This window comes from Qipengyuania sp. SM2507 (genome assembly GCF_053714505.1).
Genome location: NZ_CM132307.1, coordinates 1,869,352 through 1,889,941, shown reverse-complemented (window position 1 = coordinate 1,889,941; position 20,590 = coordinate 1,869,352). Strand labels below are relative to the sequence as shown.

25 protein-coding genes are annotated in these 20,590 nt (G+C 65.3%); 10 read left to right on the top strand and 15 right to left on the bottom strand.

The genetic code is table 11. The features are described from left to right. Window positions 1-98: 98 nt before the first annotated feature. A complete protein-coding gene (locus tag ACWIKC_RS09230; protein WP_454597211.1) occupies window positions 99-794 on the bottom strand; it encodes a thioredoxin domain-containing protein in 696 nt (231 codons plus the stop codon). Then, window positions 791-1,399 (bottom strand): DUF721 domain-containing protein, encoded by a 609-nt coding sequence (locus tag ACWIKC_RS09225; protein ID WP_454597210.1) that lies wholly within the window; start codon window positions 1,397-1,399, stop codon window positions 791-793. Before ACWIKC_RS09225 ends, ACWIKC_RS09230 begins: the two co-directional genes overlap by 4 nt. 14 nt (window positions 1,400-1,413) lie before the next feature. Between ACWIKC_RS09225 and ACWIKC_RS09220 the strand changes: the two genes are divergently transcribed. Then, window positions 1,414-2,433, top strand: a complete 1,020-nt coding sequence (locus ACWIKC_RS09220) for an A/G-specific adenine glycosylase (protein WP_454597209.1) — start codon at window positions 1,414-1,416, stop codon at window positions 2,431-2,433. Here ACWIKC_RS09220 and ACWIKC_RS09215 read toward each other — a convergent pair. Next, window positions 2,430-2,651: a hypothetical protein gene (locus ACWIKC_RS09215; RefSeq protein ID WP_454597208.1), complete on the bottom strand. Its 222-nt coding sequence runs from the start codon at window positions 2,649-2,651 to the stop codon at window positions 2,430-2,432. The two genes, ACWIKC_RS09220 and ACWIKC_RS09215, sit on opposite strands and share 4 nt — an antisense overlap. A gap of 143 nt (window positions 2,652-2,794) precedes the next feature. Between ACWIKC_RS09215 and ACWIKC_RS09210 the strand changes: the two genes are divergently transcribed. From ACWIKC_RS09210 to ACWIKC_RS09200, 3 genes are read left to right on the top strand one after another with little or no spacing between them, the layout of a single operon-like run. Further along, window positions 2,795-4,102, top strand: coding sequence for a serine hydrolase domain-containing protein (locus tag ACWIKC_RS09210; protein WP_454597207.1), 1,308 nt, complete (start codon window positions 2,795-2,797; stop codon window positions 4,100-4,102). Continuing rightward, window positions 4,102-4,959 carry an NAD(+) diphosphatase gene (nudC, locus tag ACWIKC_RS09205; RefSeq protein WP_454597206.1) on the top strand — a complete coding sequence of 286 codons (858 nt, stop codon included), beginning with the start codon at window positions 4,102-4,104 and terminating at the stop codon, window positions 4,957-4,959. Before ACWIKC_RS09210 ends, nudC begins: the two co-directional genes overlap by 1 nt. Further along, on the top strand, window positions 4,956-5,648 hold the full coding sequence (locus ACWIKC_RS09200) for a DsbA family oxidoreductase (protein ID WP_454597205.1): 693 nt from the start codon (window positions 4,956-4,958) through the stop codon (window positions 5,646-5,648). Before nudC ends, ACWIKC_RS09200 begins: the two co-directional genes overlap by 4 nt. Here ACWIKC_RS09200 and ACWIKC_RS09195 read toward each other — a convergent pair. The 4 genes from ACWIKC_RS09195 to mgtE form a co-directional block, all read right to left on the bottom strand. After that, window positions 5,645-6,163, bottom strand: coding sequence for a DUF7010 family protein (locus tag ACWIKC_RS09195; RefSeq protein ID WP_454597204.1), 519 nt, complete (start codon window positions 6,161-6,163; stop codon window positions 5,645-5,647). The two genes, ACWIKC_RS09200 and ACWIKC_RS09195, sit on opposite strands and share 4 nt — an antisense overlap. Window positions 6,164-6,294: 131 nt before the next feature. Further along, window positions 6,295-6,540, bottom strand: a complete 246-nt coding sequence (locus ACWIKC_RS09190; protein WP_454597203.1) for a hypothetical protein — start codon at window positions 6,538-6,540, stop codon at window positions 6,295-6,297. Between the two features lie 53 nt (window positions 6,541-6,593). After that, window positions 6,594-6,983, bottom strand: coding sequence for a DUF1489 family protein (locus tag ACWIKC_RS09185; RefSeq protein WP_454597202.1), 390 nt, complete (start codon window positions 6,981-6,983; stop codon window positions 6,594-6,596). 36 nt (window positions 6,984-7,019) lie between these two features. Beyond that, complete coding sequence (mgtE, locus tag ACWIKC_RS09180; protein ID WP_454599475.1) at window positions 7,020-8,480, bottom strand: magnesium transporter; 1,461 nt, start codon at window positions 8,478-8,480, stop codon at window positions 7,020-7,022. 132 nt (window positions 8,481-8,612) lie between these two features. On the opposite strand from mgtE, the gene ACWIKC_RS09175 reads away from it, so the two are divergent. Next, window positions 8,613-9,077 (top strand): peptidylprolyl isomerase, encoded by a 465-nt coding sequence (locus ACWIKC_RS09175; RefSeq protein WP_454597201.1) that lies wholly within the window; start codon window positions 8,613-8,615, stop codon window positions 9,075-9,077. A 34-nt stretch (window positions 9,078-9,111) separates the two neighbouring features. On the opposite strand, the gene ACWIKC_RS09170 is transcribed toward ACWIKC_RS09175, so the two are convergent. After that, complete coding sequence (locus ACWIKC_RS09170) at window positions 9,112-9,990, bottom strand: serine hydrolase domain-containing protein (RefSeq protein ID WP_454597200.1); 879 nt, start codon at window positions 9,988-9,990, stop codon at window positions 9,112-9,114. Window positions 9,991-10,115: 125 nt separating this feature from the next. Between ACWIKC_RS09170 and miaB the strand changes: the two genes are divergently transcribed. Both miaB and ACWIKC_RS09160 read left to right on the top strand, forming a co-directional pair. Beyond that, the gene (gene miaB, locus ACWIKC_RS09165; protein WP_454597199.1) at window positions 10,116-11,459 is read left to right on the top strand and encodes a tRNA (N6-isopentenyl adenosine(37)-C2)-methylthiotransferase MiaB; all 1,344 of its coding nucleotides are present in this window, start codon (window positions 10,116-10,118) and stop codon (window positions 11,457-11,459) included. 148 nt (window positions 11,460-11,607) lie between these two features. Beyond that, a complete protein-coding gene (locus ACWIKC_RS09160; protein ID WP_454597198.1) occupies window positions 11,608-12,651 on the top strand; it encodes a PhoH family protein in 1,044 nt (347 codons plus the stop codon). Window positions 12,652-12,816: 165 nt separating this feature from the next. Here the strand turns inward: ACWIKC_RS09160 and ACWIKC_RS09155 are convergent, their stop codons facing one another. After that, window positions 12,817-14,334 carry a diguanylate cyclase domain-containing protein gene (locus tag ACWIKC_RS09155; protein ID WP_454597197.1) on the bottom strand — a complete coding sequence of 506 codons (1,518 nt, stop codon included), beginning with the start codon at window positions 14,332-14,334 and terminating at the stop codon, window positions 12,817-12,819. Window positions 14,335-14,523: 189 nt separating this feature from the next. Between ACWIKC_RS09155 and ybeY the strand changes: the two genes are divergently transcribed. The 3 genes from ybeY to ACWIKC_RS09140 are packed head-to-tail and all read left to right on the top strand — an operon-like array spanning window position 14,524 to window position 16,879. Next, complete coding sequence (ybeY, locus tag ACWIKC_RS09150) at window positions 14,524-15,012, top strand: rRNA maturation RNase YbeY (RefSeq protein WP_454597196.1); 489 nt, start codon at window positions 14,524-14,526, stop codon at window positions 15,010-15,012. Window positions 15,013-15,032: 20 nt separating this feature from the next. After that, window positions 15,033-15,950, top strand: coding sequence for a hemolysin family protein (locus ACWIKC_RS09145; RefSeq protein WP_454597195.1), 918 nt, complete (start codon window positions 15,033-15,035; stop codon window positions 15,948-15,950). Between the two features lie 44 nt (window positions 15,951-15,994). Then, window positions 15,995-16,879, top strand: coding sequence for a LysR family transcriptional regulator (locus ACWIKC_RS09140; RefSeq protein WP_454597194.1), 885 nt, complete (start codon window positions 15,995-15,997; stop codon window positions 16,877-16,879). On the opposite strand, the gene ACWIKC_RS09135 is transcribed toward ACWIKC_RS09140, so the two are convergent. The 6 genes from ACWIKC_RS09135 to ACWIKC_RS09110 all read right to left on the bottom strand — a co-directional run bounded on the left by ACWIKC_RS09135 (window position 16,876) and on the right by ACWIKC_RS09110 (window position 20,568). Beyond that, the gene (locus ACWIKC_RS09135) at window positions 16,876-17,775 is read right to left on the bottom strand and encodes a lysophospholipid acyltransferase family protein (RefSeq protein WP_454597193.1); all 900 of its coding nucleotides are present in this window, start codon (window positions 17,773-17,775) and stop codon (window positions 16,876-16,878) included. The genes ACWIKC_RS09140 and ACWIKC_RS09135 overlap by 4 nt on opposite strands. Further along, window positions 17,747-18,169 (bottom strand): Fur family transcriptional regulator, encoded by a 423-nt coding sequence (locus tag ACWIKC_RS09130; RefSeq protein WP_454597192.1) that lies wholly within the window; start codon window positions 18,167-18,169, stop codon window positions 17,747-17,749. The genes ACWIKC_RS09135 and ACWIKC_RS09130 overlap by 29 nt, the downstream gene beginning before the upstream one ends. 74 nt (window positions 18,170-18,243) lie before the next feature. Further along, window positions 18,244-18,684 (bottom strand): MucR family transcriptional regulator, encoded by a 441-nt coding sequence (locus tag ACWIKC_RS09125; RefSeq protein WP_454597191.1) that lies wholly within the window; start codon window positions 18,682-18,684, stop codon window positions 18,244-18,246. Window positions 18,685-18,820: 136 nt separating this feature from the next. Beyond that, complete coding sequence (locus ACWIKC_RS09120) at window positions 18,821-19,288, bottom strand: GNAT family N-acetyltransferase (protein ID WP_454597190.1); 468 nt, start codon at window positions 19,286-19,288, stop codon at window positions 18,821-18,823. Then, entirely contained in the window at window positions 19,285-19,914 is a 630-nt protein-coding gene (gene tsaB, locus ACWIKC_RS09115; protein ID WP_454597189.1) for a tRNA (adenosine(37)-N6)-threonylcarbamoyltransferase complex dimerization subunit type 1 TsaB, read from the bottom strand. Before tsaB ends, ACWIKC_RS09120 begins: the two co-directional genes overlap by 4 nt. 45 nt (window positions 19,915-19,959) lie before the next feature. Next, window positions 19,960-20,568 carry a malonic semialdehyde reductase gene (locus ACWIKC_RS09110; RefSeq protein ID WP_454597188.1) on the bottom strand — a complete coding sequence of 203 codons (609 nt, stop codon included), beginning with the start codon at window positions 20,566-20,568 and terminating at the stop codon, window positions 19,960-19,962. Window positions 20,569-20,590: the final 22 nt, after the last annotated feature.

Here is a 20,590-nt window from a genome sequence, read left to right as displayed (position 1 = left end):
TCGGTCCTTGGTCGTGAAGGGAGAGGCTAGACGAGAGATGCAGGGCGATGGAAGCATGGGGCTGCGCTTTTTCACACAAATCGCCTTGCCCGCCCGGGTCAGAAGCGGCTGCCGAGCGCCTTTTCCAGCGCCGGCCAGGTGAAGACGCCTTCCAGCAACTCGCCATCGACGACGAAGCTGGGCGTGCCTTGGAGCTTGTAGGTCGCGATATCGGACTGGCTGGATTCGGCGAGCGCCGCTGCCTTGGCTTCGTCTGCGAGGCAACGATCGAGCGCGACGCGCGAATAACCGCGCCGCTCCATGATGGTATAAAAGCCCAGATCGCTGGCCATCGCCTGGCGACGCGCGCCATTAGTGCCGAACTGCCAGCGTGACCGCTGGGCCTGGGTGGTGGCGCGCGCCTTGGCCATCCATTCGTCCTGCGCATAGAGGATTGCAGAATGGTTCTCGGGGAATTTGGCCGGGTCGCCGCAATGGGTCAGCAGCGCCGCCGTGAGGTCGATCGGATCGCGCAAGAGATGGCGGATTTCGAAGCTGACCCTGCCGTTGGGGACATAGGCCAGCTTGATCGCTTGGTCGCCATTGCGCGCAAAATCGGCGCAATGCGAACAGGTGTAACTCATGAACTCCACCAGCCTGACCTTGGCTTCGGGATTGCCGAGCAGATGCCCGTGGTCTTTCTCGACCACCGCCATGGTCCAGTTCTGCCCGGATTGCGCGACCACCGCAGCGCCGCTGCCCGTGAGAACAACAGCGCCAAGCGCCAGCGCCAGGCTCAAGCTTCGTTTGGTCATGTCGCGTCGTTATCCTTGTCCCCGTCACCGAAGCTGCGCGCGAGGGATTCGAGCACGGCACGCAGTTCCGGATCGCCGATATCGCGCAGGCTGTCCCCCAATTCCATCGGAATCGGCTTGAGCGAGGGCGGCGATTTGGGTCTCTCGCTAGTTGCCGGCGCCTGAACCGCGCCTTGCCGCATCTTGACCCGCGCCACAGCCTTGTAGCCGAAGAACCGGTTCACCCGTTCGATGATTTCGGGGATCACATGCTGGATGAGCGGGGCGTGCGCGGGCAGGACCACCAGTTGCAGGATGCCTTCCGATTTCTCGCCCGGCGGGAAGCGGATCGATTCGGGGGCGCAAACCCGTGCATGCGCCTCGCCGACGATCTCGGGCCAGCGCGAGACCACGCTCGACTGGACGAAGCCGAAGCGGCGAAAGGCGGTGCGGCCGATCTGCGGCATCAGATCGCTGATCGCCTTGGCCTGTCCGCCGCGCGGGCGCTCGTAGGGTTTGACGCGGGTCGCTGGCTTGGCCTTGGCAGACGTTGCCTTGGCCTTCGCGGGCTTTGGCGCTTTCGCGGGCTTCGGGGGTGTGTCGCTTTCCATCTGAGCGCTCCCCATGCCATAGCCGCGCCGTGACCTCCACCATCGCCGACAGATTGCTCGAATGGTACGACCGCCACGCCCGCGCCCTCCCGTGGCGCGCGCGTGCGGGCGACCCTGCGCCCGACCCCTACCGCGTCTGGCTTTCCGAAGTGATGCTGCAGCAGACCACGGTGGCGGCGGTGAAGCCGTATTTTTCGGCTTTCACCGAGCGCTGGCGGGATGTCGCGGCGCTGGCCGCGGCGCCCGAGGAGGAGATTATGGCCGCCTGGGCGGGGCTGGGCTATTATTCGCGCGCGCGCAATCTGGTGAAGGCAGCACGCGCGGTGGCCGAGCGGGGCGGCTTTCCCAACACCGAGGCCGAATTGCGCGAATTGCCGGGGCTTGGCGCCTACACCGCCGCGGCGGTGGCGGCGATCGCGTTCGACCGACGCGCGGTAGTGGTCGATGCCAATGTCGAGCGGGTGGTGGCGCGGCTGTTCGCGATCGAAATCCCGCTGCCGCAGGCGCGCAAAGCCATCCGCGCTGCTGCCGAGACGATAACTCCAGAGACCCGGGCGGGCGATTTCGCGCAGGCGATGATGGATCTGGGCGCGACGATCTGCACCACCCGCAATCCCAGATGCCTGCTGTGTCCGTTGGCCGAGGGGTGCGAGGCGCGATTGCGCGGCGATCCGGCCCGGCTACCCAAAAAAGCCCCGAAAAAGTCCAAGCCCGTCCGGCAGGGCACCGCCTTCTGGATAGAGCGCGAGGGCGCGGTCTGGCTGGTCCGGCGCACGGGCGAGGGGATGCTGGGCGGGATGCGCGCGCTGCCCGACGATGGCTGGTCGGCGCAGACGGATGGTTCGGGTGAACCGCCACTATCGGGCGATTGGCAGGCGCTGGGGCGGGTCAGCCACACCTTCACCCACGCTCAGCTCGAGCTATACGTTAGCCGCTACACCGGCACCGGTTTACCGGAGGGCGAGGGCGATTGGTGGCCGCTGGCCAGGCTGGACGAAGCCGGCCTGCCGACGCTGTTCGCGAAAGCAGCCCGGCTGGCGCTTGCCTAAAGGATACCGCCGCCAAGAGCGAGCCGGATGATCGCGATAGCCAACACGACGAGGCAGAAATTGCGCCCGCTGCGGTGCGAGGACAATTGTCCCACCGCGATACCGGCGACGATGATCGGCAGCGCGAACCAGTTGCCCCAGCCCAGAAAGGGAATGGTGGCGGGAATGACGATGACGAGCGAGAGTATCCCAAGCAGGATCGAGACGATGTTCAGCATGTGTCCTAGATAGATAAGACAGCGCTGGCTTGCAAGCTTGGGTTCGCGCCCGGCGGCTTTTCCAAGGTTGCAATTTGCCATCCGGTGTTCACAAGCGCGAATGCACCGGTGCGGTTTGCGCCCCGTCCATGGAGAGGTAACCAATGGCCTATCGCGAATTCGACAGCACGCAGATATCCCGCCGCAGCCTGCTTCGCGGGGGCGCGATGCTCGGCGCCGGAGCAGCTTTTGCCGGTATTCCGGGTGCGGGCCTGTTCGCGCAGACCAATGCGCAGCGCGCCAGTTGGCCGACTGTGGCGGCGATGGTCGATAAGTATGTCGGCGAGCGCAAAGTCGCCAACATGGTCGCGACACTGGGCTGGGGCCAGCGCGATCCCCTGACCATCGCCAGTGGCACGCTCGCGATCGGGCAGACCGCACGGGCCGATATGGACAGTCTTTACCGCATCTATTCGATGACCAAGCCGATCACCGGCATGGCAACGATGATGCTGATCGACGATGGCAAGCTGGGCCTCGACCAGCCGCTGGCCGAAATTCTTCCCGCCTTCGCCAATATGCAGGTGCAACGCACCTATGATGGCTCTGTAACCGATCTGGTGCCAGCCGAGCGCCCGATTACCATTCGCCAGGTGCTGACCCATACCGCCGGTCTGGGCTACAACATCGTCCAGAAGGGTCCGATCTCGCAGCTCTATATCGAGCGCGGAATCGTGCCCGGTCAGGTCAGCCGCATTCCGATCCCCGGTCTCGGCCGGGCCGCGGCGGTGCGCGGGCTGGACAATTTCGCCGACCGGCTGGCACAGGTTCCGCTGGTGCTCCAACCGGGTTCCAAATGGAGCTATTCGGTCGGACTCGACCTGATGGGGCGGGTGATCGAAGTGGCGAGCGGGATGAGCTTCGACGCCTTCCTGCGCGAGCGGCTGTTCGAGCCCGCCGGCATGACCAGCACCTTCTTCCGCGTCCCCGAAAGCGAGACAGGACGCTTCACCACCAATTACGGCATCGTCAATTCCACCCCGCTGCCGATCGACCCGGCGCGCGCCTCGATCTATCTCGACGAGCCCGCCTTCCCCTTCGGCGGGGCGGGGCTGGTCTCGAGCCCGCGCGATTTCGATCGCTTCCAGCGGATGCTGCTGGGCTATGGCATGCTCGACGGCAAGCGGGTGATGGGCGAACTGGCGGTGCGGGTCGGCACCTCGGACCTGCTCCCCGAAACCGCGACGACCGAGGGAACCTGGGTTGCCGGCCAGGGCTTCGGCGCGGGCGGGCGCGTGACCGACGGGTCCTACGGCTGGGGCGGCGCCGCCGGTACGGTCGCTTTCGTCAATTTCGACGCCGGACTGCGCGCCGCGATGTTCACCCAATATATGCCCTCCGAAGCCTATCCGATCCACGGCGGTTTCCCGGCGGCGGTCGCCAAGGATCTGGCCGCGATGCAGGGCGCCTGATGCTGGCATTCACGGGGTCGCGGCTGGACCGGGCGGACAACGACCGCGCCGATCCCGAGCGGCTGGCGGGATATATGAACTGGCGCGCGCGGCTGCTCGCGCTCGACGGCTTGATGCCCGGGATGGACGAGACCGGTGGCCTGGCCTGGGGCACGCTGGCCGACGCGCCCGAGGATGCCGAACTGGTGTTTCTCGGGCTGGACGCTGGCAAGCCCTGCTTCGCCTGCGTGCCCCCGGTGGGCGATGCCGCGCCGCGGCTGGCCAATCCGGCGGTGTGGCAGGCGATGGCCAGCCTGACGCCCGACGATCTGGCGATCTACGGCGGCGCGCGCAGCATCGTCGACTGGCACGCGCGGCACCGTTTCTGCGCCCAGTGCGGCGGCGCCACCACGATCGCCAAGGGCGGCTGGCAACGCAATTGCCGCCAATGCGACGCAAGCCATTTCCCCCGCACCGACCCGGTTGCGATCATGCTGGTCGAATATGACGGCAAATTGATGCTGGGGCGCGGCAAGGGCTGGCCCGAGGGACGCTTCTCGGCGCTGGCGGGCTTCGTCGAACCAGGCGAAAGCATCGAGGAGGGCGTGGCACGCGAAGTGCTGGAGGAAAGCGGCGTCACGGTGCGCGATGTCACCTATATCGCCAGCCAGCCATGGCCGTTTCCCTCGCAATTGATGATCGGCTGCCATGGCTATGCCGACGACGATGCGCTCACGGTGGATGAAACCGAACTGGCCGAGATCCGTTGGTTTACGCGCGAGGAGGTAACCGCCTCGCTTGCTGGCGACGGCCCCTTCGCCGCGCCTCCTGCGCAGGCGATCGCGCATCACCTGCTGACCTGGTGGAGAGACCGATGACCCAGACCCGCAAGCTGACCATCGATATCTGGTCCGACGTGATGTGCCCATGGTGCCTGGTCGGCTGGGGCAATCTGCGTCAGGCGCTGGACCAGTTGGAGGGCGAGATCGAGGCCGATTTGCGCTGGCACGCCTTTGAGCTAAACCCCGACATGGCGCCCGAGGGCGAGGAGCGCACCGCGCATATTGCGCGCAAATACGGGCGGACGCTGGAGCAGTCGAAGGATGTCCAGGGCCAGATGCGCAATGCAGCGCAGAGCGCGGGCGTCTCGCTCGATTACGAGGGCGAGGGGCCGGCGCCCGAGGCTATGATGTGGAACACGTTCGCGGCGCACAAGCTGCTGACATGGGCGGGCGAAGTGCATGGCTACGATCGGCAGACCGCGCTCAAGCTCGCGCTGTTCGCCGCGCATTTCAACCAGCGCCGCCCGATCGGCGAGCCCGAGGTGCTGCTAGATATCGCTGTTGAGACCGGTTTCGACCGCGCCGAAGCACAGGCCGCGCTCGCCAGCGAGGACATCGCGCACAAGACCCGCGCCGAGGAACGCGCCGCCTGGGATCTCAACATTTCCGGAGTCCCGGCGATGGTAGTGGCGGACAAGTTCCTGATCCCGGGCGCGCAGCCGCCCGAAGCCTATGTCGATGTCCTGCGCCGGGTGGTGGAAAAGACTGCGGAACCGGCCAGCTAGCGTATCGCGCCGGCTCCGCGCTCGCGTATCGTCAGATAGAGACCCACGAGCAGTTCCACCACGGCGACCGCGATGACGACCGCCAGGGTCTCGAATGCGGGTTCGAACAGCGCGAGTGTGCCGATGGCGGTGAGGAGCGCGGCCAGCAGCCAGAAGGTCCGGTCGCCATACAGCGTCGCAAAGGCGAAATAGTGGGTTCCGACCGCAATCGCTGCCAGCGGAAACACGGCCTCCGGCCGATAAGGCAACATCAGCCATGCCGCCCCCAGCAGGGCGATCATGGCGATGGTGCTTTCGAGGGCGAGCATTCCAACCGCGTTACCGGGCGAGGGGGCGGGCCGCGCCAGGACCGTGCGGCAAATAAGCTGTGACAGGGGAAAAATCGCCATTCCGCCGATGAACAGCGCTATGAATCCGGTCCGCACGTCCCACCGGGAGACGCAATAGGCCGCGATTCCCCACACTATTGCGGAAACGACGATGCCCGGACCGCCACCGGCATAGGCCCGCCGCATCTCGTGCTGCGCTGGGATCCCCGTCATAAGTCGCTGCTCCCGTTCCTGCGTCAGCTTCCGAATAAATTACCGCAGCCCAAAAGCAAACGCCGCCCGAAAGGGCGACGTTCGTTGCTGTTGGTTCGCGACGGTCAGCTGTTGCGTTCGTCCTGGATCGCGGCGCGGGTCTTGGGACCCTTCTTGGCGTCCTGCGCGGGATTGTCAGAACCGACTTCGGGCTCGCGATTGGCGGGATCGGTGGCGCGGTTGAGTTCGCCGCGCTTGCCGACATCGCGATTGACGTTGCCGCCCGAACTGCTCTGCTGCGAGGGCGTCGGGTCCTTGGTCAGCTCGTCGATCAGCTCGTTGTCGGGGTGCATGGATTGGCGCTTGGGCATAAGAATTCTCCTCTTCCCAACCAACGCATGCCCGACGCGCAATGTTCCACCGGTCAGATGAGGCCGAGCTTCTGCAGCCGGCCCGTAAGGCGACCGGGCATGATGTCGCCGATATCCTCGCCATCCTCCAGATCGCGCGGCGGATCGCCCTTGAGATAGCGCCAGCCCTGATGCGCGCGTTTGGGCTTGGGCAGCACCGGTATCAGCCTTGGTTCCAGATCGATGAACCAGCGGCCGTTGTCCTGCTCGGTGAAGCCGATGATCGGGCTGCGCGCGACCAGATTGTGCTCGTGGATCCAGAACAGCGACCCGCCGATGCATTCCTCCCAGCGGGTCGGGCGATAGCGCGTGTTGACGCTCACCCGCGGACGGTCGGCGTACCAGCTTTCGATTCCCGCATAGGATTTCGCGCCGAAGGCGATCTTGGTCAGGTGGAGCGGCATAACAGCCTAGATAGGGTTGTCGCGGCGGGCCTCAAGTCAGCCGACCACGCCGCTCACGACCGCCAGCCCGAGGAAGGCGAAGAAGCCCATCGAATCGGTGATCATGGTCACAAAGACGCTCGAGGCGACCGCGGGGTCGGTGTCGAGCCGGTCGAAGATCACCGGCACCATCACGCCCGCCAGCCCCGCAATGATGACGTTGATGGTCATCGCTGCGGCAATGACCATCCCGAGCAGTGGGGTGAAGATCGCGGCGGTCGCGAGGCCGATCAGCAGCGCGATGGTCGCGCCGTTGAGCACCGCGACGCGCATCTCGCGCATCAGCATGCGTTTGGTGTTGGAGCGGGTCAGCTGGTTCATCGCGATGGCGCGCACGGTGACCGCCATGGTCTGCGTGCCCGCATTGCCGCCGATGCTGGCGACGATCGGCATCAGGACCGCGAGCGCCACCAGCTGCTCGATCGCTGCGCCAAAGGCGGCGATGATCAGGCTGGCGATCAGCGCGGTGCCGAGGTTCGCGACCAGCCAGCGCACCCGGCTGAAATAGGCGTCGCGGATCGGCTCGTTGATGTCGCCCTCGCCCGCGCCGCTCATCAGCAGCGCATCCTCGCCCGCTTCCTCGGCGATGATATGGACCACGTCGTCGACCGTCATCTGGCCGACCAGCCGCCCGCTCTCGTCGACCACCGCGGCGCTGATCAGCGCGTATTTCTGGAACATGTTGCCGACCTCTTCCTGGTCGAGCGTGGCGGGGATCAGCGTCTGGTCGCGCTTCATCACATCGGTCAGCGGCACCGTGCGCGGGGTGCGCAGGATCCACGACAGCTGGCAGGTGCCGACGGGGTGATGCTTCTCGTCGACCATGAAAATCTCGAAGAAATCATTGGGCAGCGCGCGGTCGTCGCGCAGGAAATCGATCAGGTCGCCGACCGTGAGGTGCTCGGGCACCGCCACGAAATCGAGGTTCATCAGCCGCCCGGCGGTCTCGTCGGGATAGGCCAGCGCGCTTTCGATCGCGTGCCGGTCCTCGGCGTCGAGTTCGGCGAGGATCGCCTGCTGATTGTCGTGATCGAGATCCTCGATCAGCTGGACCGCATCGTCGGTGTCGAGCTGTTCGGCGATCAGCGCGACCCGCGACGCGGGCAGCGATTCCATCATGTCGTCGCGCACGAAGTCGTTGAGCTCGGCGACGACATCGCTGGTCATCAAATCGGTGATCGCGGCGGCGAGCTGATGACGCTCGTCGCGCTCGAACAGCTCGAGCAGATCGGCGATATCGGCGGGGTGGAGCGGTTCGACCAGTTCGTAGACCCGCGCGTCGTCGCCTTCTTCGAGCGCATCCTCGACGCTGCGGACGTATTCGGGCTTGAGGATGTTCTCCTCGTCCATCCGCTCGTCGTCTATGCGGTCATCGGGGCGGCCGTCCGGGCGTCCGTCGGGGCGTGGTTCGTGGCGGTCCTCGGGGCGCGCGGAGGTCTGCCGGCGCTCGCCCAGCATCGCTTCGTCCTCGGGGCGCTCGCGTTTGGCCATGGCGTCGCTCTAGGCGAGGAGGCACCAAAAGCAAGGCGCAGGTGGTGACATTGGCGGCACATCGCCTATAGCGGCGCCGCAACCTCAGGAGACGATATTATGGCCGACGAAAAGCTGACCCTCACCCTCGATTGCGGCGACGGAAAGGGCGGCGATGTCGTCATCAAGCTGCGCCCCGATCTGGCGCCCGGCCATGTCGAGCGGATCACCGAGCTGGCCAAGGATGGCTTCTACGACGGCGTCGTGTTCCATCGCGTGATCCCCGGCTTCATGGCGCAGGGCGGCGACCCGACCGGCACCGGCATGAGCGGCAGCGACAAGCCCGATCTCAAGGCCGAGTTCAATTCCGAACCGCACACCCGCGGCACCTGTTCGATGGCGCGCACCCAGGTGCCCGACAGCGCCAACAGCCAGTTCTTCATCTGCCTCGACGATGCGCATTTCCTCGACGGGCAATACACCGTCTGGGGCCAGGTCGAGAGCGGCATGGATCACGTCGACGCGCTGCCCAAGGGCGAGCCGCCGCGCGAGCCGGGCAAGATCGCGACTGCCGTGGTGAGCTGACCGGACTGGACCGGGCCTCCGCCGGCGCGGGGGCTCAGTCCGGCGGGCTGGCGCGCAGCGCGAGCAGGACTTCGCGCAACTCGCGCTTGGCGCGCTCGGGATCTCCGGGCACGCCCTCGAACAGCGCCACCGCGACATAATCGCCGCTGCGCAGCGCACCGGCGAAATGGTTGCGCGTGGTGAGCCAGCCGAAATGCGACAGCGTGCCATCCTCGGCCACCCCCCAGCCCAGGCCGTAGGGCGTGTCGCCGGGGCGCGGGACGGGGTCGGCGGTCACCGCCGGGGCGATCGGGCGACTGGCGAAGCGATGGTAAGCGGCCGCGGTGCCCGACCAGCCGCCCGCCGGACCGAGCAAGCCGTCGTATTCCATTTCATCCGCTTCGGGAAAACTCGCGCGGACCGCATCTTCGTAGGACAGGCCGGTGGCCTGCTCCAGCGCTGCACCCAGCAGGCAATAGCCGGTGTTCGAATAGGCGTAGCGCGTCCCGGAAGCCAACTGGCGCGGGGGCACCGGCAGGGCGATGCAGGGCGGCCCGCCATCGCGGTCGGCGACCGGATCGCCAGCCTCGGCTGCGTCCCAACCGCCGGTGTGCTGGAGCAATTGGCGCAGGCTCGCCCCGGCGAAGCGATCGTCGAGCCGCATCGTCCCCGCCTCGACCTGCGCCAGCACCGTGGCGGCGGTGAGCGGCTTGGAGAGGCTGTAATAGGGCATGACCGCCTCGGGGCCGGTGCCGATGGCCAGCAGGGCCGGTTCCGCTCCCGCTGGTCCATAGGCGATGCTCGCGCCGGAGAGACCGTGCCGCTGCATGAACCATTCGAGACTGTTATCACCATAACGGTTCGCTTGCCACCAGAGCAGTGCCAAAAGCGTTCCGAGTGTGGCCAGCAACAGCAGGATGCGGGGGCGGGGCAAGAGTTCCTCGATCGGTGGCGGACGGGGCAGGGTCTAGCACTCGCCCCCGGCTCCGCAAGCCGGGCTTCCACAGCGTCGCCGCACCATTGAAACGCCGCCCCCTTTCCCGTAAGGCGCGGCCTCCCATGAAACCGACCACTGCCCCCCGGACCTACAGGGTCAAGAGCTTCGGCTGCCAGATGAACGTCTATGACGGCGAGCGCATGGCCGAGATGCTCGGCGAGCGCGGGATCCTGCCCGCGCCCGAGGGCGAAGAGGCCGATCTGGTGGTTCTCAACACCTGCCACATCCGCGAGCGCGCCGCCGAGAAGGTCTATTCCGACATCGGCCGGCTGGTGAAAGCCGGTGCCAGGGAGGGCAAGACCCCGCTGATCGCGGTCGCGGGCTGCGTGGCGCAAGCCGAAGGCGACGAGATCATGGCGCGCGCCCCCGCGGTGTCGATGGTGGTCGGCCCGCAGGCCTATCACCGCTTGCCCGCGATGATCGACAGGGCAGTGCAGGGCGAGCGCGGCAGCGACACCGACATGCCCGCGATCGCCAAATTCGCCGCGCTGCCAGAGCGCCGCAAAAGCGCGCCCGCCGCCTTCCTCACCGTACAGGAAGGCTGCGACAAGTTCTGCACCTACTGCGTGGTGCCCTACACCCGCGGCGCGGAAATCTCTCGGCCCTTTGCCGATTTGACGCTCGAGGCGCGCAGACTGGTCGAGGCCGGTGCGCGAGAGATCACGCTGCTGGGCCAGAACGTCTCGGCCTGGAGCGGCGAGGACGAGCGCGGCCATGGCGTCGGACTTGCGGGCCTGATCCGCGCATTGGCCGAAGTGGATGGCCTGGCACGCATCCGCTACACCACCAGCCATCCTGCCGACATGGACGACGCGCTGATCGCCGCGCATGGCGAGGTTCCCAAGCTGATGCCCTATCTCCACCTGCCGGTGCAGAGCGGCTCGGATCGCGTGCTCAAAGCGATGAACCGCAGCCATTCGGCGGACAGCTATCTGCGCCTGCTCGAACGCTTCCGCGCCGCGCGGCCCGATCTCGCGCTGAGCGGCGATTTCATCGTCGGCTTCCCGGGCGAGACCGAGGCCGAATTCGCCGAGACGCTCGCGCTGGTCGATGCGGTCGGTTACGCGCAGGCCTACAGCTTCAAGTATTCGCCGCGTCCGGGAACGCCTGCTGCCACCATGGCGGACCAGGTCGGCATGGACGTGATGGACGAGCGGCTCCAGCGGCTACAGGCCGCGATCAACCGCGACCAGCACGCCTTCAACCGCGCGAGCGAGGGGCGCGATTGCGAGGTGCTGGTCGAGCGCAAGGGCAAGCTTCCCGGGCAATGGCTGGGCAAATCGCCCTGGCTGCAATCGGTCTGGTTCGACGGCGATTGCGCGATCGGCGATCTGGTCCGGGTCCATCTCGCCGAGGCGGGGCCCAACTCGCTGCGCGGGGTCGTGCGCGAGACCGTCGCGGCCTGAGGGCCTCTCCGGCATCGGTTAAGCATCGCCAGACCATTGCGTCGGCGTGACAATCCCCCGCCATGCCGCAGCACCGCTTGCACTGCGCGGTGGCGGGCGTAAGTTCCCGACTCACAAGGCCGTGCATGGCCGAGTTGCAAAGGACCCTATGGCTCGCAAATCCGCCAGCAGACCCCGCAATGGTGCCACTCCCGCGCTGTCGCGTCCGCCCGTTCCCCAGCGCGAGATCCGCCGCGCCCAGACCGAGCTCACATTCGACAACCAGAGCCTGCTGGGCGCGCTGTTTGGCCAGTTCGACGCCAATCTGGTCCAGGTCGAGAACCGCCTCGGCGTGTTCATCTCGGCGCGCGGCGACCAGATTCACGTCGAGGGCCCGGAGGACAATGTCGCCCGCGCCCGGGACGTCCTGCAGGCGATGTACGATCGCCTTGCTCTGGGCGAGGATCTCGACGCCGGGACGATCGAAGCGGTGATCGCGATGTCCAACGAGCCGACGCTCGACGGGATCATCGAGGGCGAACCCGATCTGCCGCCGATCATGATCCGCACGCGGCGCAAGACCATCGTCCCGCGCAGCGTGGCGCAGGCCACCTACATGCGCTCGCTCAGCCGCGACGACATCATCTTCGCGCTCGGCCCGGCGGGTACCGGCAAGACCTATCTCGCGGTCGCGCAGGCGGTCAGCCAGCTGATCAGCGGCAGCGTGCAGCGGCTGATCCTGTCGCGCCCGGCGGTCGAGGCGGGCGAGAAGCTGGGCTTCCTGCCCGGCGACATGAAGGACAAGGTCGATCCCTTCCTGCGCCCGCTCTACGATGCGCTCTACGACTGCATGCCGCCCGAACAGGTCGACCGCCGGATGGCCAGCGGCGAAATCGAGATCGCGCCGATCGCCTTCATGCGCGGGCGCACGCTGGCGGACAGTTTCATCATCCTCGACGAGGCGCAGAACACCACGCGCGAGCAGATGAAGATGTTCCTCACCCGCTTCGGCCAGAACAGCCGGATGGTGGTGTGCGGCGATCCCCGGCAGGTCGATATTCCCGGCGGAATCGGGATGAGCGGTCTGGCCGATGCGGTCGACAAGTTGGAAGCGGTCGAAGGCTTCGGCACGATCCGCTTCAGCGCCAAGGACGTGGTGCGCCATCCGATCGTGGGCCGGATCGTCGAAGCCTATGAGGGACCCGACGCATAAACAGGTGCCATTTCGCTAGGACGGAGGAAACCACGCTCATCGTCGTTTGGTCGCTTTCGACCCAGTGCCGCTCCTCGAACTGTTCCCGCCCGGTGCTCTAGAGCGGATTCTCGCCGCCAAAAAGCTGTGGGTCGTGCGATGCCAATCGGGGCATGAGCAGAAGAGCTATTTTTTCACCAAGACTAGTGGAACCGATCCATCCTGGCTTGGCAGAATGACTTCGGATCTCCCTGCAATCATGGCTGACCCACGCTGCGTCCTCTTCGCCTCATAAAGCGCTGCATCGGCATTGCGCAGTAACTGGCCGCGATCGGTAATCTGGCCTCCCAGCCAGCATGCGCCGATCGTTGCGGATACGTCTAGCGTCAACCCGTTGGCGCTAACCGAGTGTTGAAGATCGAATAGCAGCCTGCGCAGCAAGCCCGTAAGATCCTTGAGGATCGCCTGATCTGAAATCAGCAGGACAAACTCGTCGCCGCCGAGCCGGGCCGCAAAGCAGCTTGAAAGATAATCTGCCTTCAATCGCTCCGCCATCACTCGGAGAACCTCGTCACCGGCGTGATGGCCGAACCGATCATTCACGGCCTTAAAATGGTCGAGATCGATCAGCAGCAGCGCGCAGCGCTCGCCGGCTGCAACTGTCGCCCTGATCTTGTCGTCAACGAATTCATTGAAGCGTCCGCGACTGGCTATCCGCGTCAGATCGTCGGTGTAGGCCGCATCGCGAAGGGCCTCTTCCATCATGAAGCGCGCGGTGATGTCTTGAAATACGCCGATCAGCCCGACCGGCTGGCCATCGTCCACTTCGAGTTCGCCAATGCTGCGGACCCGTCGATACTCTCCCTGCGCGGTAGTGAAATCGGTCTCGACGTCGAAAGGTTCGCCCGTCCTCATAGTGCGTTCCAGAGCATTGGTGATAGTCGCGCGCGCTTTGGGAGGATAGAAATCCAGCGCGGTATCAAGAGGCTTGCCGTCACCGATCGGGACGCCGTGTATCGCATACGTCTGCTCTGACCATTCGGTCTGGTTATCGGCGAGAGTTAGGCGCCACGATCCGATATTCGCCATCCGCTCCGCTTGACGAAGTTGGCGGTGTTTTCGATCCAGTGCGTGGAGATTGCGGCCGCGCTCCTCGGCGAAACCGACCGCTGCGGCGGCCGATGATCTTGCAGCAATGAGTGTTTCCACCAAATGCCCCAGTTCAACCAGAAGCTTCATGTCACCGGGATCGACTTCGCGCGGTTTGTCGTCAATCACGCAGAGGGTTCCCAAGGGAAGCAGCTTTGATGGAGTGTCGAGCATCGCGGCATGTATCGGAACGCCCGCGTAAAAGCGTATATTGGGCGCGCCAGTGACGAGGGGATTACTGGAAAATCGATTGTCCTTCGTCGCATCCGGAACGATCAGAATGTCATCTGCAGCGACGGCATGGGCGCAAAATGCCAATTCGCGCGGGGTCTCGTCCACATCGAGGCCAATCTTGGCCTTGAACCACTGACGATCCCTGTCGATCAGAGATACGAGGGCAATCTTGCAGTTCATGAGATGCTTGGCCAATTGGACGATGGCATCGAACTCGCGTTCGGGGGCCGTGTCGAGCACTCCCAGGCTATCCAGGGTGGCAAGCCGCGCGCACTCGAAATCGGCGAGCACGCGATCTTCTCGACGATCTGTATTGGTCATCCAATTAGGTTAACCGACAAGGGTTAACGCTCTCTCTCTGGCGATGCGTCCATGACTGCTTTCTGCGTGCAACGGCCCAAACCGGTAAATCGGCGATCCAGCCAGTCCCGGTCATTCCTTTCTTGTGACGATCGCCTTAAGTGCTTGCTCGACATTTGCGGACTGCACCAAACCGAAAGCCCGAAGACAGTGGACCTGGACACCGAGATCGAGCCTCCCTGGCCCAGCGACGATTGGTCCGCGCTTGCCGAGCGCGCAGCACTGGCCGTCTCCGGCGTCGCGCCCGAGCTTGCCAGTCCCCGGCTTACCGCCAGCCTGCTGTTCACTTCCGATGCCGAGGTCCACGCGCTCAACCGCGAATGGCGCGGGCGCGACAAGCCGACCAATGTGCTGTCCTTCCCGATGCTGGGGCGCGACGATCTGCTGGCGTTGGCAGCGGACGGGCCGCCCGAACTGCTCGGCGATATCGCGCTGGCGCACGAAACCTGCGCGCGCGAAGCGGCAGAAAAGGGCGTGTCGCTGGCCGATCACGCGACCCATTTGATCGTCCACGGATTCCTCCATCTGGCGGGCCACGACCATGTCGGATGCGACACACAGGCCGAGGCGATGGAGCGGCTGGAGATCGCGGCGCTTGAAAAACTGGCAATCCCCGACCCATATGGGGATCGCGTTTAGAAGGAGTGCGTTCAAGGGCCATGCCCGATTCGTCATCAACCGCGGGAGACGCGGAAAGTAGCGGCGGGCTCTGGCCCGCAATCCGTAGATTGTTCGACTCCGACAGCGGCGATCGCTCGCTGCGTGCGCAGCTCGAGGAAGCCATCGACGAGCACGAGGGCGAAAACTCCGGCACCCCGGAAACGGTCGAGAACCGCAAGGGCGACCTGTCCTCTGTCGAACGCCAGATGCTGCGCAATCTGCTGCATTTCAGCGAACACGATGCCGACGATGTCTCGATCCCGCGCGGCGAGATTATCGCGGTCGAAGCCTCCGCCAGCTGGGCAGAACTGGTCAACACCTTCGCCGAGCATGGCCATTCGCGGCTGCCGGTCTATCGCGACCAGCTCGACGAGGTGGTCGGGATGATCCACCTCAAGGATGTGTTTCCGTTTCTGGCGCGGGGCGACGAGCCACCCGCCGACTGGACGGTGCTGATGCGCCAGCCGCTCTACGTCCCGCAGACGCGCAACGCGCTCGACGTGCTTGCCGACATGCGCGCGCAGCGAATGCATCTCGCCATCGTGCTCGACGAATTCTCCGGCACCGACGGCATCATCACGATCGAGGATCTGGTCGAGGAAATCGTCGGCGAGATCGAGGACGAGCACGACGAGACCCCGGTGGATATGATCCTCTCGATCGGCGACGGAATGTGGGATTGCGATGCCCGCGCCGAACTCGACGAGGTCGCCGAACGGATCGACCCGCGTCTGGCCGAGGTCGAGGAATCGGTCGATACGCTCGGCGGGCTGACCTTCGTCCTTGCCGAACAGGTCCCACCCGTCGGCGCGGTGGTCGACCATCCGAGCGGCTGGCGGATCGAGGTCATCGCCGGGGACGAGACCCATGTCACCCGTCTGCGGCTGCATGAGCCCAAGCAGGAGGAGTCGGACTGATCGCGCACTCGACAGGACGGCTTGCGGACGCCATGGAGTAGGGGATGGTCATCCGCCGACTTCCCCCGCTCCGCGCGCTCGAAGCCTTCGCCCGCACCGTCCGCCTCGGATCGGCCCGCGCCGCCGCCGACGAACTGGGGCTCAGCCCCTCGGCGTTGTCGCGCCGGATCGGCAATCTCGAAAGTTTCGTCGGCAAGAAGCTGTTCACCCGTGCGCGCCAGTCGATGCAGCTGACCGACGAAGGCCAGGCCTTCTACGAATCGGTCAATCCGCATCTCGAGGCGCTGGCCCGCGCGGTCGAAAGCCAGTCCGAGAACCTTTCATTGCTGCGGCTGCGGCTCGGCGTGCTGCCGCTGTTCGGCAGCCAGCGGCTGTTCCCGCGGCTGAGCGAGCTGCGCACTTCGCACCCCCTGCTGCATATCGATATCGATACCGGGCCGCACATCGAGGACCGCGTGGGCGACACGCTCGACGCCGGGATCATCCTCTCGCGCGGTCCAGCCAGCGGGCTGCATGCGGTGCGGCTCGACTACAACCGCGTCCACGCCATCGCCAATCGCGCGATCGCCGAGGCGGTCGGGGACGAACCCGATCGCGAGCGGCTGGCGAAGCAGACCTTCCTCATCCACCAGGAACTGCCTGCCAGTTTCGAGGCGTGGAAGGCGGCGCTCATGCTCCACGATCTCGAGCCCGCGGCGATCGACCATTATGATTCGGGCCAGCTGATGCTGGCAGCGGCAGCACAGGGGCTGGGGATCGCGATCATGCATGACGACCATCTGCGCCGCGCTGCCGATGCAAGGCTGACCAATCTCTACGGGGTCGAGGTCGAAAGCCCCTACAGCTACTGGTTCGTCTGCCGACCGACCGCGCTCGAGGAACGCCCGGTGCGGATTTTCCACGACTGGCTGGTGCGCGCCGAACTCTAGTTTCGCGGTATTCCCGCGCGGTCCGCGGGCGCGACATAGCGAATCGGCGCGACCGTATGCGCAAAATCGCGCAGCGGGTGGTCCAGCGCCGCCAGCAGGGCTTCCTGGATCTCCTCGCGCGCCTTGGCGGCGATCGCCTTGCGGCCGCGATATTCTTCCGGGCTGAAGGGTTCGAGGAAATGGATCCGCACCGGGAAGGTGCCGCGCCGCGCAAGGATTCGCTTGGCGTTGTTGAGCCCGCCCTCGTCGCCGATCCAGCCGATTTCCTCGCCCGCCTCGCCATATTCGAGCATCACCGGCTGGACGAGCACGCCCGGCGGCGGCGGCTCGAGCACCGAGAGCATCGAGGATTTGAACGGCAGCAGCGAATGGCCGTCGGTGGTCGTGCCTTCGGGAAAGACCGTCACCGACCAATTGTCCGCCAGCGCCTCGCGCAAGGCGTTGATCTGGGCGGCGACGCCGAGACGGTTCTCGCGCTGGACGAAGACCGTGCGGTTGAGCGAGCACAGCCAGCCGATCACCGGGACCTGCGACAGTTCGTATTTCGCGACGAAGGCGGTGCCGCTGGCGCCGGCCAGCGCCAGGATATCGATCCAGGAGATGTGGTTGGAAATGAAGAACACTTCGCGCCGCAGCGGGGTGCCGATGATCTCGACGCGCGCGCCCGATACCCGCGCCACATAGCGCAGGAAATACATCGGGAAGGGCGAACCATAGGCGAAGATGCGGAACAGGTAATGCAGCGGGACGAATACGATCAGCAGACCGAGGATGCCCGCGGTGCGCAGCGTCAACCGGAGCCGGCCGGGCCAGTCGAGTAGGGTGGTCTCGCCGCGCATCGCGGCCAGCCGCGCGTCGCTGCGGGTTTCAGTCCTCGCGGTCGATCCGGACGCCATAGAGTTCCATCCGGTGGTCGACGAGCCGGTAGCCCAGCTTCTCAGCAATCTGTTTCTGCAGCGCTTCGAGTTCGGGATCGACGAATTCGACGACATTGCCGCTCTCGACGTCGATCAGGTGATCGTGATGGGCCTCGGGCGCGGCTTCGTAGCGCGCGCGGCCGTCGCCGAAATCGTGGCGGTCGAGGATGCCGGCATCCTCGAACAGGCGAACGGTGCGATAGACCGTGGCGATCGAAATCTTGGCATCGATCGCCGAAGCACGTGCGTGCAGCATTTCCACATCGGGATGGTCGTCGCTCTCGGACAGGACGCGCGCGATGGTGCGACGCTGCTCGGTAATCCGCAGTCCCTTGTCCGCACAAAGCTGCTCGAGGTCGATCCGCTGCTGCAAGTCAGGCTCCAATAAGAGAAAACGCCCCGCACCCATAGGGGGGCGGGGCGTCTTGCTCAAGCATCAGCCTGCGCTCAGGCGGTATTCTTCTTGCGACCGCGCTGCTGGCCGGGCTTGCGGCCGAGGCCGATCTTCTTGGCGAGATCGCGGCGGGTCTCGGCGTATTCGGGGGCGACCATCGGGTAATCGGCCGACAGGCTCCAGCGATCGCGATATTCGGCCGGGGTCATGTCGTGCTCGGTGGTCAGATGGCGTTTGAGCATCTTCATCTTCTTGCCGCAATCGAGGCAGACGAGATGGTCGCGCTTGACCGACGCGCGCACCGATACGGCGGGGTCGGGCATTTCCTCAACCGGCTCGCCACTGTGGCCGAGCTCGGCGAGCGCGCCGTAGATCTTGGAAATCAGCGTGGGGACTTCGTCCACGGAGACGCTGTTGTTGCTGACATGGGCAGCGACGATGTCGCTGGTGAGGGTGATGAGCACTTCGCTCGTGTCGGTTTCGAAATTATCCATTTTCAATCCTTAGCGATCCGGTCTGGTTGTTTTGGCCTCTTGTTGTCGAGGCTTGTGCGGCGGCCCATGAACCGATCGGATTGCGATTGCAACTCCAGTGGGAGGAATTTCAAGTAATACTCCACAAACGGATCGATCAATTGGTTAAGTCTTTGCCGAAAGTGATCGCGTCGAGTTTCTGGCCGTCGGCGGTGCGGTAGTAATCCTTTCGGATTCCGATGCGCTCGAAGCCGGCGGCGCGGTAAATCCGTTCGGCCGGATTGTTGGCGCGCATTTCAAGAAACATCCGGGTGGCGCCCCTGTTGCGCGAGGCCGCAGCGGAATATTCGATAAGGCGCTTGCCCAGTTGCCGACCACGATATTCGGGCATGATGGCGACCAGCAGCAATTCCTCTTCATCCAGCACCAGACGCGATAACACGAAACCGATCGCGTCCCCGGTCTCTTGAGCGATATTTCCCTGTGCATCGAGCAGCAGTGCATGGGTCGTGGAGAGCGCGAAACTGTCCGCAACCTGCTGTCGGTTCCAGGCTTCTCTCCAGAACGGATCGAACGCCCGGTCCATGACCAGCATGATGGCGTCAATCGTCTCTTCCTGCGTCATGCCGGGAGTTTTGCATCCGGCGGTCGGCCGTAGATCGGCGCGAGGCGGACGGTGAGCAGTGAGAGGGGAAGGGCGATGGCGTAGCTCGCATCGGGCAGCAGGTTGAGCGCCTCGCCGCTGCCGCGCAGCGCCACCAATTCTTTCGCCTTGCTGCCTGCGACCAGGGGTGTGTCGGAGAAACCGGCGGCGGCATCCGGGGCCAGCGAAGCGTGGTCAGCCAGCGGCAGCCCTCGAGCATCGAAGGGCTGGACGAAGTATTCGCCATGGCCGCCGCTCATCGCCACCAGCAGCGCCGAATCGCTGGCATCGAGAACGGACCGAGCCGTCGCGGCGACCAGCGCGAGCGTCGGGAAACCCGATACTTGCGAACCCCAGGCAATTCCCAGCGCGCGCGCCGTTGCCAGCCCGATCCGCGTTCCGGTGAAGCTGCCGGGGCCGAGCGACACCAGGATGCGATCCGCCCGCCCGCGAGCGGCCAGTTCGGCAATCATCGGCACCAGCCGTTCGGCATGGCCGCGCCCGATGATCTCATGGCGACGGTCGAGCAGTTGCACGCCATCATCCGCACCCTCGAACAGGGCGACGGAGCAGGCTTCGGTGGCGCATTCGATCGCGAGCGTTCGCATCCGTGTGCGATGCCTCAGCCTTGCGCGCGCATCAAGCGGCAGACCTCAGACGATCCGGGTGAATTTGTCGAAATCGGGACGCGGGCTGCGCTCGAAGATGCTGGTCGGGTCGCCATAGCCGATCGAACAGATCCAGTCGGCGCGGTGACGCGGCTGGTCGGCGAAGAAGGCCTTGGTGACGCCGTCGAGATCGACGCCGGACATCGGCCCGCAATCGAGCCCGAGCGCGCGCGCGGCGATGATCATATAGGCACCCTGCAGCGCGGAGTTGCGCTTGGCACCTTCGATCCGGCCTGCCTCGTCGCCCTCGAACCAGCTCTTGGCGTCGGTGTGCGGGAACAGCCATGGCAGTTCCTCGTGGAAATCGATGTCGTAGCCGATGATAGCGGTAACGGGAGCGGCGCGGATCTTGTCAGCATTGGCTTCCAGAGCCAGCGCGGCGAGCTTGTCCTTCTGTTCCTGCGATTTCACCCACACGATCCGCGCGGGCTGCATGTTGGCCGAGGTCGGACCCATTTTCATCAGCTCGTAGATTGCATGGAGCTGATCGTCGCTCACCGGCCTGTCGAGCCAGCCATTGTAGCTGCGCGCTTCGCGAAAGATCTGGTCGAGCGCGTCGGCGGACAGCGCATGGTCGTGGAACTGCTGGGGCATGGAAGTCCTGTGTCTTGCTGGG